The 16851-nt window shown below is 42.1% G+C and carries 14 protein-coding genes; 4 read left to right on the forward strand and 10 right to left on the reverse strand.

All coding sequences use genetic code 11. The annotated features are described in order from the left end of the window. Positions 1–31: 31 nt before the first annotated feature. Genes BMX34_RS05195 through fadD form a run of 7 tightly spaced genes read right to left on the reverse strand, consistent with a single transcriptional unit; the run spans position 32 to position 9062 of the window. The gene (locus BMX34_RS05195; protein ID WP_092571538.1) at positions 32–1003 is read right to left on the reverse strand and encodes an NAD(P)H-dependent flavin oxidoreductase; all 972 of its coding nucleotides are present in this window, start codon (positions 1001–1003) and stop codon (positions 32–34) included. 30 nt (positions 1004–1033) lie between these two features. Further along, positions 1034–1975: a LysR family transcriptional regulator gene (locus tag BMX34_RS05200; protein WP_092571540.1), complete on the reverse strand. Its 942-nt coding sequence runs from the start codon at positions 1973–1975 to the stop codon at positions 1034–1036. Positions 1976–2010: 35 nt separating this feature from the next. Then, positions 2011–2772 (reverse strand): enoyl-CoA hydratase/isomerase family protein, encoded by a 762-nt coding sequence (locus BMX34_RS05205; RefSeq protein WP_092571542.1) that lies wholly within the window; start codon positions 2770–2772, stop codon positions 2011–2013. A 14-nt stretch (positions 2773–2786) separates the two neighbouring features. Next, on the reverse strand, positions 2787–3974 hold the full coding sequence (locus tag BMX34_RS05210) for a thiolase family protein (RefSeq protein WP_092571545.1): 1188 nt from the start codon (positions 3972–3974) through the stop codon (positions 2787–2789). Between the two features lie 28 nt (positions 3975–4002). Beyond that, the gene (gene fadB, locus BMX34_RS05215) at positions 4003–6261 is read right to left on the reverse strand and encodes a 3-hydroxyacyl-CoA dehydrogenase/crotonase FadB (RefSeq protein WP_092571547.1); all 2259 of its coding nucleotides are present in this window, start codon (positions 6259–6261) and stop codon (positions 4003–4005) included. Positions 6262–6296: 35 nt separating this feature from the next. Next, positions 6297–7502 (reverse strand): acyl-CoA dehydrogenase FadE, encoded by a 1206-nt coding sequence (gene fadE / locus BMX34_RS05220; protein WP_092571549.1) that lies wholly within the window; start codon positions 7500–7502, stop codon positions 6297–6299. Between the two features lie 24 nt (positions 7503–7526). Continuing rightward, a complete protein-coding gene (gene fadD, locus BMX34_RS05225; RefSeq protein WP_092571551.1) occupies positions 7527–9062 on the reverse strand; it encodes a long-chain-fatty-acid--CoA ligase FadD in 1536 nt (511 codons plus the stop codon). Between the two features lie 228 nt (positions 9063–9290). Between fadD and BMX34_RS05230 the strand changes: the two genes are divergently transcribed. The 4 genes from BMX34_RS05230 to folK are packed head-to-tail and all read left to right on the forward strand — an operon-like array spanning position 9291 to position 12518. Continuing rightward, a complete protein-coding gene (locus BMX34_RS05230) occupies positions 9291–10634 on the forward strand; it encodes a bifunctional folylpolyglutamate synthase/dihydrofolate synthase (RefSeq protein ID WP_092571553.1) in 1344 nt (447 codons plus the stop codon). Between the two features lie 14 nt (positions 10635–10648). Then, entirely contained in the window at positions 10649–11203 is a 555-nt protein-coding gene (gene folE / locus BMX34_RS05235; RefSeq protein WP_092571556.1) for a GTP cyclohydrolase I FolE, read from the forward strand. Then, entirely contained in the window at positions 11203–11685 is a 483-nt protein-coding gene (locus tag BMX34_RS05240; RefSeq protein ID WP_092571558.1) for an HD domain-containing protein, read from the forward strand. Before folE ends, BMX34_RS05240 begins: the two co-directional genes overlap by 1 nt. 14 nt (positions 11686–11699) lie before the next feature. Next, complete coding sequence (folK, locus tag BMX34_RS05245) at positions 11700–12518, forward strand: 2-amino-4-hydroxy-6-hydroxymethyldihydropteridine diphosphokinase (protein ID WP_092571560.1); 819 nt, start codon at positions 11700–11702, stop codon at positions 12516–12518. A gap of 345 nt (positions 12519–12863) precedes the next feature. Here folK and tuf read toward each other — a convergent pair whose 3' ends face one another. From tuf to rpsG, 3 genes are all read right to left on the reverse strand, one after another. Then, on the reverse strand, positions 12864–14048 hold the full coding sequence (gene tuf / locus BMX34_RS05250) for an elongation factor Tu (protein ID WP_092571562.1): 1185 nt from the start codon (positions 14046–14048) through the stop codon (positions 12864–12866). 138 nt (positions 14049–14186) lie between these two features. Beyond that, a complete protein-coding gene (fusA, locus tag BMX34_RS05255; protein WP_092571564.1) occupies positions 14187–16265 on the reverse strand; it encodes an elongation factor G in 2079 nt (692 codons plus the stop codon). 84 nt (positions 16266–16349) lie between these two features. Further along, on the reverse strand, positions 16350–16820 hold the full coding sequence (rpsG, locus tag BMX34_RS05260; protein ID WP_092571566.1) for a 30S ribosomal protein S7: 471 nt from the start codon (positions 16818–16820) through the stop codon (positions 16350–16352). Between the last annotated feature and the right edge of the window lie 31 nt (positions 16821–16851).

Genomic DNA, 16851 nt, shown 5'->3' on the forward strand with positions numbered 1-16851 from the left:
AAACTAAGCACATCTATCGACTTTTATGAATCTATTCGTTTATTAATTGAGCCATTGCTTGGTGGCAAGTGCGAAATTCGCTGATAAATTCTTCAATAATTTGACCAGCTGGCTTGATGTCATGAATCCGTCCCACGCCTTGGCCCATACTCATCTGTCCCTCATCGAGACGGCCCTCAATCATGGCCTCGTAAGATCGACGCCCAGATATTAATGGCATCAAGTCTTTTAAAGTAGCACCTTCTGCTTCAGCCGCTAAAATTTTCTGAGCGAAAGCATTGTTGGCCACCCGCATGGCGTTCTTTAGGGATTTCATAGTTAAGACGGTACCATTCTCTGGGACCTGGAGGAGAGCTTGACGGTAGGCCTCACTAGCATTGACTTCAGGGGTTGCTAGAAAACGAGTACTTACTAGAACTCCATCTACTCCTAAAGCCATAGCGGCATAAAAGCTCTTACCATCAACAATCCCGCCACCAGCCAACACCGGAACTTCTAGTTCTTCTGCTGCCTTGGCCCAAAGAATCGATCCGGCCACTTGTTCCATACCAGGATGTCCCCCCGCCTCCATACCAATCATTGAGATGATATCGGCTCCATCTTTAATGGCTGCCCGAGCATGTTTGAGGCTAGTTACCTTATGGATTACTTTAACACCGGCATCTTTTAAAGGGGTGATAAAATTTCCTGGCCTTTGCCCAGAGGTCTCAACAATGCCCACCCCTTCTTCAATAATGACATCAATATATTGAAAGATCATATCGGGTATCACAACTTCAGGTACTAAGGAAATATTGAAGGCGAAAGGTTTATCAGTGAGTTGTTTCATCTTACGAATTTCAGCACGTAAATCATCGGGATTGGCGAAGGCCATGGCAGGCACCGTCCCGAGCCCCCCAGCATTGGAAATCGCTGCGGCCAAATCTGCCAACGACATATATTGCATAGCGCCTTGAACGATCGGGTATTTAATACCCAGTAATTCAGTTACTTTAGTTCTCATAATTCACCTCTTTTAGTATGATTTGACGGCTTATTTTTTGAGGAAATCGTAACGTAGATTATGTTTATCATCATAAAAATTTTCTAAAATAGAAGCGAAGATAAATGATTCTAGTTTAGAATACTTGCTTTTCTTTTGACGGACAAGTGTCGGAATATAGGCAATCGGATCGGAAAAACGTTTCTCCACTACGCCGACTTGTTGAATGTTCTGTCTAAACATATCGAACGATGCAGTCGGTAAGATTGCAATCAATTCATTCACCTCAGCTGCTTCGATTAAATAATCCCAAGAGTCTGAACTGATTAATAACTTGGCATGTGAATCATGGGCTCTGAGCTTCTCCTGAATCTCACTCACTAAACCATCTGTTGAGTTATAGGTGGTGTAGAAATAACCATCAATATCTTTCCAAGAAAGAATATGCTTGTTGGCCAGAGGATGATCAGGGTTCATAAAGGCAGCCACTTCTGTTCGCCCGAGCAGATGCTGTTCATATTTATCAGGATCTAAGTGGGTTGGTTGCGACAAAATCGCTGCATGGAGGACTTCGTCTTCCATCATTTCTGACAAGACCAGTGAACCTGCTTCGACTGTTTCAATAAAGGCTTCAGGATATTCAAGCATAAACTGAGGGATAAACTTACGGAAGAACAAACGCAGAATGGTTGGATGAGCACCTAAACGAAAGGTTCCTTTCTGGCGCAAAGATTCTTTCTCAACAACGGAAATAAATTCTTCATACTTATGATTAACCTCTAAAGCGGCTTGATATATCTTGCGACCGGCAGAGGTAAACCCAACAATTCTGCCATTCTTTCGCTTAAATAAACTTACATCATGATCGGTTTGGAAAGTTTTGATAAATTGACTTAGGGCCGATTGGGATAAATACAATTTACTGGCAGCGGCCGTTAGATTAAAACCTGCATCGACAATTTCAATCAGATACTGCATTGAATTTATATCCATAAGACACCTCTTTTAGCTTTGGTGTCTACATAATATCACTTCTGCAAGAATTTTGTAACCGCTTCAGCATGAGCAGCCTGTCTGGAGGCCAAGCTCATAAATTTCGCTTCTTGTTGATTGAATTGATCAATCTCAGGATAATTAAGACTAGCTAAGAGTTCTTTCTGATAAGCATAAGTATTTAGCGGGCCGGATTGAAGTTTCCGAGCCAATTCCTCAGCGTCCGAGACGACTTGTCCTGGCGGAACCACTTTATTGACCAGGCCATAACGGCGACCCTGTTCAGCTGAGATTGGCTCATTTAACATAAGATGGCTGTTCAGTTGCTGAGTCGGCATGGCTTGATAGAGATGATAGATTAAATCGGTATCCCCCGGGAAAGCTAAACCGATAAAAGCGGTCAGCAATTTACCCTGTTCTTCCATTAAGATAAAATCGCAAGCTAAGGCTAAGCCTAAACCAGCACCGGCAGCAATGCCATTAATCGCCGCAATCACGACTTTCTTATTTTGTTTAATGCTATTGACCATGGCTCCGGTAGCTAAGATATCTGTTTCAGTTAAATAGCGCTTCTGTTCTAACATTTGTTGGAAGAGTTGAATGTCTCCACCCGCACTAAAATGTTTACCCTTGCCGGTCAAAATCGCGACGTCGACTTGATCATCCTGATTAATTTGATCAAATACCTGCTTGATTTCAGCATAACTTTCTTCCGCAAAGGCATTCCCCTGTTGGGGCCGATTCAGCGTGACATAGGCTATCCGATCCTTCAACTCATAGGTTAAGGTTTGATACATGTCCTTCCCCCTTATTAATGTAGATATTCAAAAACTCCAGCAGCTCCCATACCAACACCGATACACATAGATACAATCCCATATTTACTTTCAGGACGACGAGCCATTTCAGCTAATAAGCGCGAAGTCAAGATGGCTCCCGTGGCTCCTAAAGGATGGCCTAAGGCAATGGCTCCCCCATTCACGTTCGTAATTTCTGGATCAATCTGTAACTCGTTCATTGAAGCCAAAGCCTGGGCAGCAAAAGCTTCATTGATTTCAAACAGATCAATATCATCAATACTTAGTCCAGTTAATTTTAAGACTTCTGGAATCGCGTAGGCTGGCCCGATTCCCATATATTTAGGGTCCACCCCCACTGCTTTATAGCCTAAGAACTTAGCAATTGGTTTAATCCCTAATTCTTTGACTTTCTTTCCAGACATCAGAATCACAAACCCTGCACCATCGCTGACTTGAGAAGATGAGGCTGCAGTAACCGTGCCTTTGGCTTTGAAGATCGTAGGCAATTTAGCCAGGCTTTCTAGATTAGATTCTGGCCGAATCCCTTCATCATCTTTAAATTCAACTTGCTCTACAACAGGTTTATTATCTTGATACGTGACTTTCTTAACTTTCAGTGGAATAATTTCATCGGCTAAGCGTCCGGCATCTTGGGCAGCTTTAGCTCGTTGATGACTGCGGACCGCAAAAGCATCTTGATCCTTACGACTGACTTGATATTTTTCAGCTACCTTCTCAGCGGTTAGCCCCATTGGATAGGCTTGACCGACATCTTCTTTCTGTAAAGTAGGGTTATTGGTTGGTTCATTGCCCCCCATTGGAACGGCACTCATAAACTCAACCCCACCCGCTGCCATCACATCAGCCTGTCCAGCCATAATGGCATTAGCGGCGCTAGCAATGGTCTGTAAGCCCGATGAACAATAACGGTTCACCGTTTGTCCAGGGACAGAATAGGGTAAACCAGCTCGCAAGGCAACATTCCGGGCAATATTGAAACCTTGGACTCCCTCAGGGAAAGCATTACCAACGATGACATCTTCTATTAGGGCCGGATCAAAGTTGCCTTCAATCCGGTCGATGACACCTTTAAGAATTTCGGCGGCGACATCATCTGGACGCTCAAATGCCAGGGCTCCATTCTTCTTTCCTTTAGCAATGGCCGAACGTCCATAAGCCACAATGTATGCTTCTTCCATTCATGTCATTCCTTTCTCCAGCGTTTTTCTAGTTTCTTAGTGGTTTACGAGTTTCTAACATATGGGTAATTCGTTCATAAGTTTTTTGATTATGAACGAGTCTGACAAAGGCTTCTCTCTCCAAATCTTGTAGCCAAGCTTGATTAATCAGTGCTCCTCGTGGAATGTCGCCCCCAGCTACCACATGAGCCAAGGCTAAGCAGACTTCCATATCGTAATCACTAATAAATCCACCTACCCGCATGGCATCCAATTGGGCTTCAACCACCGCTTCAAAATCTTCACCCAGGCCAACAAAGTTTTGTCGACTGCGTGGAATATAATTGCTTTCTGCCAACAACTTAGCATAAGCCAAAGCAACTGGCACACGTTTATCACCATTATTAATAATCAAATCTGATTCACGCAATATAAAGTTGCGCTTGGCTTCATAGGCATTCATGTAAACTTTTGCTTGGGCAATATTACTTACCGCATCAGCTAATAGTTTAATCTTATTGGCTTCTAGCCCTGGTTGAGTCATGATACGTTCGGTAATTTCAGCCAGGCCTCCACCAGCTGGAATCAGACCGACACCCACTTCAACCAGCCCAATATAACTTTCAGCCGCAGCGACCACATAAGGTGACGCTAAGAGTAACTCACAACCGCCTCCTAAAGCTCGACCTTGAGCCGCCGTAACGATTGGTTTACTTGCATAGCGGATGCGATTGACTGCTTGATGAAGTTCTTTAACGGTTGTGTCAATGACTTCTTGAATTTGATTGGCTTCAATCGTTTCCCGAACCATCTTTAAATTGGCTCCAAGCGAGAAGTGAGGTCCCTTAGAACTGATGACCATCGAAGAATAAGGTCCTTCTTCTAAACAATCTACTGCTTCGACGATCGCTTGTGACAGCTCATCATTAATCGTATTATTGGCTGTTTGAATCATAAAGATGAGCTGTTGGTCTTGAGTTACCTTCAGGCTTGATTGACCAGGACGATCCCATAGAATTTCTTCAATGGCAATCTGATCAGATGAAACGCTAGTATCAGCTTTTGTATCGGCATAGAATGGTGTGTTGCGTTCCTTTACCCAATCCGGCAAGGCAACGCCTTCTTCTTGCATCCGTTCCTTCACTCGGTCGAATCCCATTAAGTCCCATAGTTGGAAAGGTCCATATTGCCAATTGAAGCCCCAAACCATCGCCTGATCAATCGCTTTATAATCCTCGCTGGCTTTGGGCACATTCTGAGCAGCATAGGCAAAGGTTTCACGCAAGCTTTCCCAAAGGAATTTAGCAGCCGAATCTTGCTCGGTAAAAATAAGATCAAGATTATCTTTAACATTCTTAGTAAATTTAGCTAAGAGTGGTAATTGAACCTTTTCAAGTGGTTGGTATTCCATGGTTTCTAAATTTAATACGTATTTGTTTCGTCCCTCACGCTTATAGAAACCAGCTTTAGCTTTATTTCCTAACAGACCTTTTTCAACCATCGCTGACAATGATTTAACTGGATGGAAGAATTTCGCTTCACTTGGGTCTTGACGTAAACCTTGACTGACAAAGAGGGCAATATCATTACCCACAAGGTCTGACAAGGTGTAGGTTCCCATCGGCCGACCAATGGCCTTACCGGTGAGTGCATCCACTTCAGCCACTGATAAGCCAGCTTGTTCAGCCCGAGACATAATCTCGCCCATGGCATGAACCCCCGTCCGATTAGCGACAAAGGCTGGCACATCATTGGCAACAACCACGCCTTTACCAAGGACATCTTCAGCAAAAACCTTAACTTCAGCCACGAGTTCAGGAGAACTAGACTTATTCGGAATTAATTCAATTAATTTCATAAAGCGCGGTGGGTTAAAGAAATGGAGTCCAATAAAACGCTGACGAGTCGCTTCGTCAAATACCTTGGCAATCATGTTAATGGGAATACCTGAAGTATTCGTTGCTAGAATCGCCGATGCTTTCGCCACGCCGGCCACCTTAGACCAAACTTCATGTTTAATCTTGATATCCTCTTTAACTGCTTCAATAAATATATCGGCGTCTGACGGTTGACTTAAATCATCATCAAAATTTCCATAGCTTAGATTTGCTGCAAAGCTAGGATCATATAACATGCCTTTCTTCGGGTCGACAATACGATCGTACCCCACTTTGGCTAATTTGTTCTTATCTTGGGGATCGATGGCAACATCTAGTAACTTAACGCGTAAACCTGCATTGACCAAGAGTGCGGCAATCTGGCTCCCCATTACTCCCGCCCCCAGGACGGTTGCATTTCTTATTGTCATGGTCTTCCCTCCATCTAAAATTTTAGCGATACTGCTTAGTTAAAGGCAGCTTGTCCGGTTAAAGCTCGGCCGATTACTAAGGCATTGACTTCATGGGTTCCTTCATAAGTAAAGATAGCTTCCGCATCATTAAAGAAGCGAGCAATATCATAATCTACCACGATACCATTTCCTCCACAGATGCCTCGACCCATCGCCACGGATTCTCTTAGACGTAAGGCATTATGCATCTTACCAATCGAAGTAACTACTTCGTTATAATCGCCTTCTTCTTGCAGATCAGCAATTTGGGCACATAAGGCCATGGCACTGGTAAGGTTCGCTTGCATCATGGCTAATTTTTCTTGAACTAATTGATAATTTGAAATTTCTTTACCGAACTGTTTCCGTTCCATCACATACTTGCGGGTTGCTCGAAGTGCACCAGCCATCGCTCCGGTAGCCATGAAAGCAACTGAAGCCCGGGTAGAATATAAAACCTTGGCAATATCTTTAAATGAATTAATATTCTGCAAGCGATCTGTTTCAGCAACCTCAACATCTTTCAGCTCAATGTTGCAATTTGGTACAATTCTTAGAGCAATCTTGTTCTCGATCACATCAATTTTCACACCAGCTTGATCTCTTTTAACGATAAAGCATTTTGGTTTATTGGTCTCAGTGTCACGAGCAAAGACTGGAATGACATCAGCGACGATGGCGCCACCGATCCAACGTTTTTGACCGTTAAGAATCCATTTGTCTCCTTCTCGCTTAGCTTGGGTTTCCAAGCCCCAGGCCACATCAGAACCATGATCAGGTTCAGTTAAGGCGAAACAGGTCCGTAACTTATGGCTGGCCAAAGCCGGAATATATTTCACTAACTGTTCCTGACTACCCCCGAAGAAGAAGGAGTTGAATCCTAATCCAGAGTGAACGCCCAGTAAGGTACTTAGAGAAACATCGAAACGAGCTAAGGTATAAGTAAAGAAGAATTGAAACAATTGGCTGGTCAATTTCTTACCAGGTCGATCCTGGAACAAGAGCGGATTCTGCATATAATTTAATTGACCTAAATCCTCAAAGAAGCCTTCTGGAACAGTGGCATCCACCCAGTGTTGATTCAAGTCTTTACGATATTTTTGTTCTAACAGGTCATTCAATTGTTTTAAGAATTCAACTTCTCCATCGGTTAAATGGCGACTAATTTTTAAGACGTCTTCTGGATAATATTGCGCCAAAATTTCTTCACGTTGTGTCATCGTTTATTCCTCCCTTAACATGGATTAAGCACTCACAGATTTTTCTTTTTCTTTCTCTTTAGCGTAGGCATTCATCATTTCTCGTAAGACCAAACGATCTGGCTTACCGGTTGAGTTAACTGGCAGTTGATCTAAGACAAGATATAATTTAGGCGTCTTATAGCCGGCCAAATTCTTCAAACAATATTCGTCAAGTACTTTTTCATAATCATCATGATGCAAGGCTTCCTTATTCAGAATAACCGCTGCTGAGACCGATTCACCAAAGACTGGATTATCATAACCAATCACAATCGCTGTCTTAATTAACGGATGCTTATTCAGCACGACTTCGACTTCAGAAGGCAAGACATTCTCGCCACCAGTAATAATTAATTCTTTCTTACGGTTGATGATGGTAATCACACCATCTTCAGTCATGGTCGCTAAGTCACCGGATTTATAAAATCCTTGATAAAATTCAGTTTCATTAAGCTCTGGTAAATTCCAATAACCTGGGGTTACATTCTCACCACGGATCAGCAATTCTCCTATTTGGCCATAGAGTACTTCTTCCATCGCTTCATTGACCACTTTAAATTCCACATTGGCAATAGCTCGACCAATGCCATTTGGATGTTTTTTAGCAAGTTCAGGTGGATTGTAAGTACATAAAGGTGCTTCAGTCATCCCATAAACGTTCAGAATTTGAACACCAAACTGATTAAAGGCCTGGGTAATCTCAGGTAATGGTGGTGAACCTCCAGAGATACAATATTCTACGGGTTCGAGAATACTTGGATGAAATTCTTTATTGGCTAACAAGGCATAATACATGGTTGGAATTAATACCAGAATACTTGGTTTATAGGTTGCTATTCGATCGACAATCGTCTTAGGTTCAAAGTAACGTTCCAAGATCAGCGTTCCACCGACCATCAGAATCGTAACGGCTAAGTCGTTGAAGGCCACCACATGGAATATTGGTGCAAAAATAATTGTTGAAGAGGATTGATGGAAGTCCCATGACATAATTTCGTTAAAAGTATTATTTCGATAACTATGGTGGGTATGAATCACCCCTTTAGGTGTCCCCGTTGAACCACTGGTATAGATTAACATGGCCACATCATCTGGTTGTAAATCGACACTCTTAAACGGCCGATGTGAGCTAGGGTCCACGATGGCATTATATTCAGCTTCATCGACGTTATATTTGATATATTCCTGTGGTACATCAGCTAAGCGATCATAATGGTTGGTCGCATATAAGATATATTCAATGCCTGCATCCTCAACAATCCGAGCAATCTCAACGGCTTTGAGTCGCCAGTTCAAGGGTACAAAGACAGCCCCTAATTTTATCGACGCTAAGAACAGATCAATCACCGCGATATCATTGGGAACGAATGCTCCCACGCGGTCCCCCTTCTTGATCCCTTGTTCTTGTAAATGATTCGCTAAATTTTCGGCACGAATATTTAGCTCACGATAGGTCCATTGAGTCTTCTTACCTGCATCAATGACGGCAACTTTATCTGGATTTGCAATTGATCTCCCCTTAATCCAATCAAAATCCATTGAATAACCCCTCCCTAATTTATATTCCATTTATTTGGTATCTTCATCATAGTCGTAATTGTTTGCGCTTACAAATTAGAGCTTCTTAGGAAACGGATAAGAAAATCTTATCTGACTGACAAAATCTCTCAACTTCAGCTTCGCTGGAAAGAAATCCTTTTAACCGCGTACAATCTGTATTAGAATGAAGGCCATGGAAATGATTACATGAAAGAATAGAGTGATAATATGCACGGAGCCAATAAAGCTGTCGAATGGCTCAATCAGTACCACAGCAAAGAGCCGAGACTCGGTTTAGAACGAGTTCAAGCCCTCTTAGACTTGGTCGGTCATCCTGAACGCAAGAGCAAAGTCATTCACATTGCCGGTACCAATGGCAAGGGATCTACCATCGCTCACCTGTATCAATTACTTAGAAGTCAGGGTCTCAGCATCGGTATTTTCTCTTCGCCTTATATGATGGCCTATGAAGAACAAATGACCATTAACCAAGAGCCGATTCTCACTGAAGAATTAAGTAAATATATTGAACGATACCAACAAATCTTTAGCGAGCATGGAAATACTAGTCAAATCAAAGGCATCACTGAGTTCGAGCTAGTGACCGTGATTGCCTATGATTATTTCGCTCAAGAAGCCGTGGATTGGGTCATTATGGAGACTGGACTCGGCGGTTTGCTGGATTCTACCAATGTCTGCCTGCCAGAATTAACTGGGATCACAACGATTGGTCTAGACCACCAGGCCATTTTAGGTGAGACACTCGCCGAAATCGCCCAACAAAAAGCGGGAATTATCAAAGCTGGTGCCCCGCTTGTTACTGGTAAGATTGATCGTCAAGCTCTACAAGTGATTCAAGCGCAAGCGGATAAAGTAGCTGTTCCTACTTATCAATTCGGTCAGGATTATCAAGTCAGTCCATTGACTGACGAAAACCCAGCCAGTGAGGGTGAAACTTTCCGCTATCATAGTCCATTTGCTGACTCACCCATTGACCAAGCTAACTTCCGCACCCCTTTATTAGGAGAGCAACAAATTGAAAATGCGGGCATGGCCTTGGCCTTGTTTGAAGTTCTGGCAGATAATTATCATTGGACTTATGAGGTCGGCCAGATACAAGCAGCCTTAGACCATACCTTTATTGCCGGGCGCATGGAAAAATTAACGGATAATCCAAGAATTATCCTTGATGGCGCTCATAATCCCCATGCTATCCAACGCTTGGTAGACAATTTACAAAGCCGTTTTGCTGATAAACAGATCGATATGCTATTTGCCTGCATTAATACCAAAGATATCCAAACGATGTTGGATCAATTACATCAACTACCCTTAGCTAGCTTTAATTTGACTCAATTTGAACATGATAATGCCTTTTCAAGTACAGAACTTCAAGGCTATCTACAAGAGGGAGATCAATTTATTAGCGACTGGAAAGCATTTGTTGATCAATATCTACAAGAAGCCCAAGCAAAAGACACACAACAATCTCTGCTAGTCATCACTGGATCGCTCTATTTCTTAAGTCAGATTCGTCCATATTTGATCGAGCGATTAGATTTAGACCTATAATAGGAGGAAACAAAATGAATAAAGAAAAAATTGAAAAAGCTGTCCAAATGATTATTGAAGCGATTGGCGAAGATCCAAAAAGAGAGGGTTTAGTTGAAACGCCTCAGCGGATTGCCAAGATGTACCAAGAAGTCTTCTCTGGCTTGAATCAAACTGCCGAAAGCCATTTGCAAAAATCATTTGAAATCGTTGATAATAATCTAGTTGTCGAGAAAGATATCAATTTCCACTCCATGTGTGAACACCATTTCTTGCCATTCTGGGGTAAGGCGCATATTGCCTATATCCCTTCAGGACGTGTGGCTGGACTTTCCAAATTAGCTCGGACTGTTGATATCTATGCCCGCAAACCACAAATCCAGGAACGATTGACCTTAGAAATTACTGAAGCATTGATGACTTATTTGAAAGCCCAAGGAGCAATGGTTGTTATTGAAGCTGAACATATGTGTATGAACATGCGTGGGGTTCAAAAACCAGGAACCAAGACCGTTACTTGCGTGGCTAAGGGGTGCCTTGAAACTGACAAAGAATTAAAAGCTGAAGCTTTTCGTATGATGGGCTTGTAATGAAAAATACCAATTATTTATTAACTCATGATTCTTTCCAAAAACTGGTAAAAGACTTAGCAGACCAAGAAAGTGAACGAATTTTCTGCAAGCATTCCCTACAACACTTCATCGATGTGGCGCGGATTTGCTATATTCATTGTCTTGAAGACCAGATTCCTGTTGACAAAGATCTAGTCTATGTAACAGCATTGCTCCATGATTTAGGTCGCAGTCTCTCTGGGACGGATGGGAAAGACCACCATCTCCACTCGCAGGAGATTGCTCAATCATTCCTGCAAGAAATGAATTTCAATCCTGAGCAACAAGCGCTTATCTTACAAGCAATTAGTCAGCACCGTCACACCCAGGAAATTGCTACAGACCCTTTTGCCCGTGCCTTTCAATTAGCAGACAAAGAAGCCCGCTTATGTTTCCAATGTCCGGCCTATGACCTATGTTATTGGCCCGAAGAACGTAAGAATCAAGTCCTCAAATATTAAGGAAGGTGAACGTGATGGATCAACTTATCATCAAAGACCTGGAAGTCTATGCTTATCATGGTCTCTTTCAAAGTGAAAAAGATCTGGGGCAAAAGTTCTACTTGACCTTAGCCCTTAGCTACGACATGAGCCAAGCAGCCATTCAAGAAGACTTAGACCAATCGATTGATTATGGAAAACTCTGTCAACAATTGACCCAATGGATGCAGGAAACTAGCTATGACTTTATTGAAACGGTGGCCTATCGACTTTGTCAGAAGATATTAGACTTGTATCCACTAGTCTCTGCAGTTGAGTTAGAACTCGCCAAACCCAGTGCACCTGTCCCCCTTCCGTTGAATACTTGTGCGGTTAGGGTTAAACGCCAGCGCCACCGAGCTTTTATCGCCCTTGGTAGTAATCAAGGTGATCGTCAAGCCTATTTAGACCAAGCTCTGAGAGCTATGGCTGATCATGGTCTAAAAATCATCCAGGCATCCAGTCAAATTAAAACCCCAGCCTGGGGTAAGACCGACCAGCCTGATTTTTTAAATCAGGTCGTCGAAGTTGAAACGACTGAAACAGCTGATTATCTTTTGACTATTTTGCAATCGATCGAGACCGAATCAGGTCGTATTCGTACTGAACATTGGGGACCTCGTACTTTAGATTTAGATCTCTTATTCTATGATCAAGAACAGATTTATACAAACCGGCTGATTGTTCCTCATCCATACATTCAAGAACGACTCTTTGTCTTGGAACCATTGAACGAAATCGCCCCTCATTGGCTCCACCCAGTTTTAAAACAAAGTGTAAAACAACTCTATCATCAACTTAAAGAGAACGAATAAGCTCATTCATAAAACCATGTTTCCATATTTAAAAGACCGTTCGAAAGCTTTATTTGCTTTTCGAGCGGTCTTTATATGATTGGAAACTTTGCATTTCTTTTCAACTTCAAAACAAACATGAGCCTAATTCAGACAATAGGCAATCTAGACACCTTACCAAATTTTAACGACTTCTCGCTTAAATCTTGTCGAGTTAAATTCCTGATTTGAGGAACAGCCACTTTCTAGATGTTAGATTCGTAAGATTAGTAGTGGCCTCCTATAACTATAAATGGCAAAATATGTAAAAAAATCCACCTGGATCATCTCCAAGTGGATTTTTTATTAATACTTATATGAAATTAATTATTCATCAATTTCAGTAACAGTTCCGGCACCTACAGTACGTCCACCTTCACGGATTGAGAAACGAGTACCGTTTTCAATAGCGATTGGGTGAATCAATTCTACAGTCATCGTTACGTTATCACCAGGCATTACCATTTCAGTTCCTTCTGGTAATTCAACAACACCGGTAACGTCAGTTGTACGGAAGTAGAATTGTGGACGGTAGTTAGAGAAGAATGGAGTATGACGTCCACCTTCTTCTTTAGATAGAACATACACTTCAGCTTTAAATTTAGTATGAGGAGTGATGGTTCCAGGTGCAGCTAGAACTTGTCCACGTTCGATATCTTCACGAGTAACCCCACGAAGTAAAGCACCGATGTTATCTCCAGCTTCAGCGAAGTCTAACATCTTACGGAACATTTCAACACCGGTTACAGTAGTAGATTTAGTATCTTTAATACCAACGATTTCTACAACGTCCCCAACTTTAATTTGGCCACGTTCAACACGACCAGTTGCAACGGTACCACGACCAGTGATAGAGAATACGTCTTCGACTGGCATCATGAATGGTTTGTCGGTGTCACGTTCTGGTTCTGGAATGTATTCGTCAACAGCAGCCATTAAGTCCATAATACGTTGTTCCCATTTTTCGTCACCTTCTAAGGCTTTCAATGAAGAACCAACGATAACAGGTACTTCATCTCCTGGGTAGTCGTATTCTGATAAGAGGTCACGAACTTCTAATTCTACTAATTCTAGTAGTTCTTCGTCGTCAACCATGTCAGCTTTGTTTAAGTAAACTACGAAGTAAGGAACCCCTACTTGACGTGATAACAAGATATGTTCACGAGTTTGAGGCATTGGACCATCCGCTGCAGAAACAACGATGATAGCACCGTCCATTTGCGCTGCACCAGTGATCATGTTTTTGATGTAGTCCGCGTGTCCTGGAGCATCCACGTGAGCGTAGTGACGGTTTTCAGTTTCGTACTCAACGTGAGAAGTGTTGATGGTAATACCACGTTCTTTTTCTTCTGGAGCGTTATCGATAGAAGCATAGTCTTTAGCTTCACCGAAACCATGTTTTGCTAATACAGTAGCGATTGCTGCAGTTGTAGTAGTTTTACCGTGGTCAACGTGTCCTAAAGTCCCAATATTAACATGGGGTTTTGTACGTTCGTATTTTTCTTTTGACATTAAGTATTCCTCCTTAAGATATATCGCTTTAATAATTATAGACTATTGTTTAATCTATCGAAATTAGTATACCGTTATTTAGCGGTAATTTCAACAAATCACCGCTAAGCCGGTAAAGAAATCATTGACTTTTCGGTATTATTTACCGTGTTTTGCAATAATTTCTTCTTGAATTGATTTTGGAACAGCTTCATAATGGTCAAATTGCATGGTGAAGGTTCCACGTCCTTGCGTTGATGAACGTAAGGTGGTTGCGTAACCGAACATTTCAGATAATGGAACGAATGATTTAACAATTTGAGCATTTCCACGAGCTTCAGTTCCTTCAATTCGACCACGACGTGAGTTGACATGGCCCATAACATCTCCTAGATATTCTTCTGGAACAGTGATATCAACTGACATCATCGGTTCTAGAATTGCTGGATCTGCATGTTTAGCAGCTTCACGTAGAGCGAGTGAAGCGGCCACTTTAAAGGCTGTTTCTGAAGAGTCGACATCGTGGTATGATCCATCATATAGTTTCGCTTTAACGTCAACTAATGGATAACCTGCAAGGACCCCATTTTCCATCGCATCTTGTAAACCTGCGTCAACAGATGGAATGTATTCACGAGGTACAACCCCACCAACGATAGCGTCTTCGAATTCATAGCCGCCACCTTCAGTATTTGGTGTAAATTCAATCCATACATCCCCGTATTGTCCTTTACCACCTGATTGGCGAACGAATTTACCTTGAGCTTGTACAGATTTACGGAAGGTTTCACGGTAAGAAACTTGAGGTGCACCTACCGTAGCGGATACTTTAAATTCACGTTTCAAACGGTCAACAATGATATCTAAGTGCAATTCACCCATACCAGCGATAATGGTTTGACCAGTTTCATGGTCAGTGGTTGCACGGAAGGTTGGATCTTCTTCAGCTAATTTAGCTAAAGCAGTTGACATCTTATCTTGGTCTGCTTTTGAATCTGGTTCAATGGCAACATTGATAACTGGCTCTGGGAATTCCATGGATTCTAGAATAACTGGTTGACCTTCGGCACATAGGGTATCACCGGTTCCGGTATCTTTCAAACCAACAGCTGCGGCGATATCTCCAGCAAATACTTCTGGAATTTCTTCACGGTGGTTAGCGTGCATTTGTAGAATCCGACCAACACGTTCACGTTTGTCCTTAGTAGCGTTTAAGACATATGATCCTGCTTCAAGCGTTCCTGAATAGACACGGAAGAACGTTAAACGTCCAACAAATGGGTCAGTCATTACTTTGAAAGCTAAAGCCGCAAAGTCTTCAGAATCATCAGCATGATGTTCTAGTTCTTCACCAGTTGATGGAACCGTTCCAATAATTGGCGGAACTTCTAATGGAGATGGTAGGTAATCAATAACCCCATCCAGCATTAATTGAACTCCTTTATTCTTGAAGGCAGATCCAACAAAGACAGGATAGAACTCAACTGCTAAGGTTGCTTTACGGATCGCTGCTTTTAATTGATCTACTGGAATTTCTTCTCCTTCAAGGTACATCATCATGATTTCTTCATCGAAGTCCGCAATGGCTTCAATCAAGCTTGCATGAAGCTCTTCAGCTTGGTCTTTCAACTCAGCTGGGATTTCAATTTCATCAATTTGAGTTCCCAAGTCATTACCATAGTTGTAAGCTTTCATTTCTACTAAGTCGATAATTCCGGTGAAATTATCTTCAGCACCAATTGGTAATTGTACCGCATGCGCGTTTGCCATCAAACGATCACGTAAGGTACCTACAGAATATAAGAAATCTGCACCCATCTTGTCCATCTTATTGATAAAGACAATCCGAGGAACACCATATGTCGTTGCTTGACGCCAAACTGTTTCAGTTTGAGGTTCTACCCCTGATTGGGCATCCAATACTGTTACTGCACCGTCTAGAACACGTAGAGAACGCTCAACCTCAACAGTAAAGTCAACGTGTCCTGGGGTATCGATAATATTTACTCGATAACCTTTCCATTGAGCAGTGGTCGCTGCTGAAGTGATTGTGATCCCACGTTCTTGTTCTTGGGCCATCCAGTCCATTTGTGCGCCCCCGTCATGGGTTTCGCCAATTTTATGGATTTTACCAGTATAGTACAAGATACGTTCAGTGGTTGTCGTTTTACCAGCATCTATATGGGCCATAATCCCAATATTACGAGTATTTTCTAAAGAAAATTCTCTTTTTGCCATCCTACGTTACCCCTCTTTCATGTATTGAGTAAAAGTCTATAGAAACAATCTTTTTTGATAAATAACGAAAAAATTTCGTTAAGTTTACCAACGATAATGAGCAAAAGCTTTGTTAGCTTCTGCAACTTTATGCATCTCTTCGCGTTTCTTCACAGATGCACCTGTGTTATTAGAAGCGTCGATGATTTCACGAGCAAGGCGTAATTCCATACTCTTTTCACCACGAAGTCTTGCATATTGAACTAACCAACGGATGGCTAGGGTTGTACGGCGGTCTGGACGCACCTCAACCGGTACTTGATAGTTTGAACCTCCGACACGGCGAGCTTTTACTTCTAATAATGGCATAATATTTTCCATAGCTTGTTCAAAGACTTCTAATGGATCTTGACCAGTTTGTTCACGGATAATATCAAAAGCTGAGTATAGAATGTTAGACGCTTTTCCACGTTTACCATCAACCATCATACGGTTAATAGTACGAGTAACTAATTTTGAATTATAAATTGGATCTGGCAAAACATCACGTTTTGCGATGGCTCCTTTACGAGGCATTCTTTTTCCTCCTTTCGGTGTATGTAATTAG

The sequence above is a fragment of the Ignavigranum ruoffiae genome (genome assembly GCF_900110675.1).
GTDB lineage: Bacteria > Bacillota > Bacilli > Lactobacillales > Aerococcaceae > Ignavigranum > Ignavigranum ruoffiae.

Coding starts and splice junctions, on each gene's coding strand:
- BMX34_RS05195 (WP_092571538.1), bottom strand. CDS start 1,003: ATGAGAACTAAAGTAACTGAATTACTGGGTATTAAATACCCGATCGTT.
- BMX34_RS05200 (WP_092571540.1), bottom strand. CDS start 1,975: ATGGATATAAATTCAATGCAGTATCTGATTGAAATTGTCGATGCAGGT.
- BMX34_RS05205 (WP_092571542.1), bottom strand. CDS start 2,772: ATGTATCAAACCTTAACCTATGAGTTGAAGGATCGGATAGCCTATGTC.
- BMX34_RS05210 (WP_092571545.1), bottom strand. CDS start 3,974: ATGGAAGAAGCATACATTGTGGCTTATGGACGTTCGGCCATTGCTAAA.
- fadB (WP_092571547.1), bottom strand. CDS start 6,261: ATGACAATAAGAAATGCAACCGTCCTGGGGGCGGGAGTAATGGGGAGC.
- fadE (WP_092571549.1), bottom strand. CDS start 7,502: ATGACACAACGTGAAGAAATTTTGGCGCAATATTATCCAGAAGACGTC.
- fadD (WP_092571551.1), bottom strand. CDS start 9,062: ATGGATTTTGATTGGATTAAGGGGAGATCAATTGCAAATCCAGATAAA.
- BMX34_RS05230 (WP_092571553.1), top strand. CDS start 9,291: ATGCACGGAGCCAATAAAGCTGTCGAATGGCTCAATCAGTACCACAGC.
- folE (WP_092571556.1), top strand. CDS start 10,649: ATGAATAAAGAAAAAATTGAAAAAGCTGTCCAAATGATTATTGAAGCG.
- BMX34_RS05240 (WP_092571558.1), top strand. CDS start 11,203: ATGAAAAATACCAATTATTTATTAACTCATGATTCTTTCCAAAAACTG.
- folK (WP_092571560.1), top strand. CDS start 11,700: ATGGATCAACTTATCATCAAAGACCTGGAAGTCTATGCTTATCATGGT.
- tuf (WP_092571562.1), bottom strand. CDS start 14,048: ATGTCAAAAGAAAAATACGAACGTACAAAACCCCATGTTAATATTGGG.
- fusA (WP_092571564.1), bottom strand. CDS start 16,265: ATGGCAAAAAGAGAATTTTCTTTAGAAAATACTCGTAATATTGGGATT.
- rpsG (WP_092571566.1), bottom strand. CDS start 16,820: ATGCCTCGTAAAGGAGCCATCGCAAAACGTGATGTTTTGCCAGATCCA.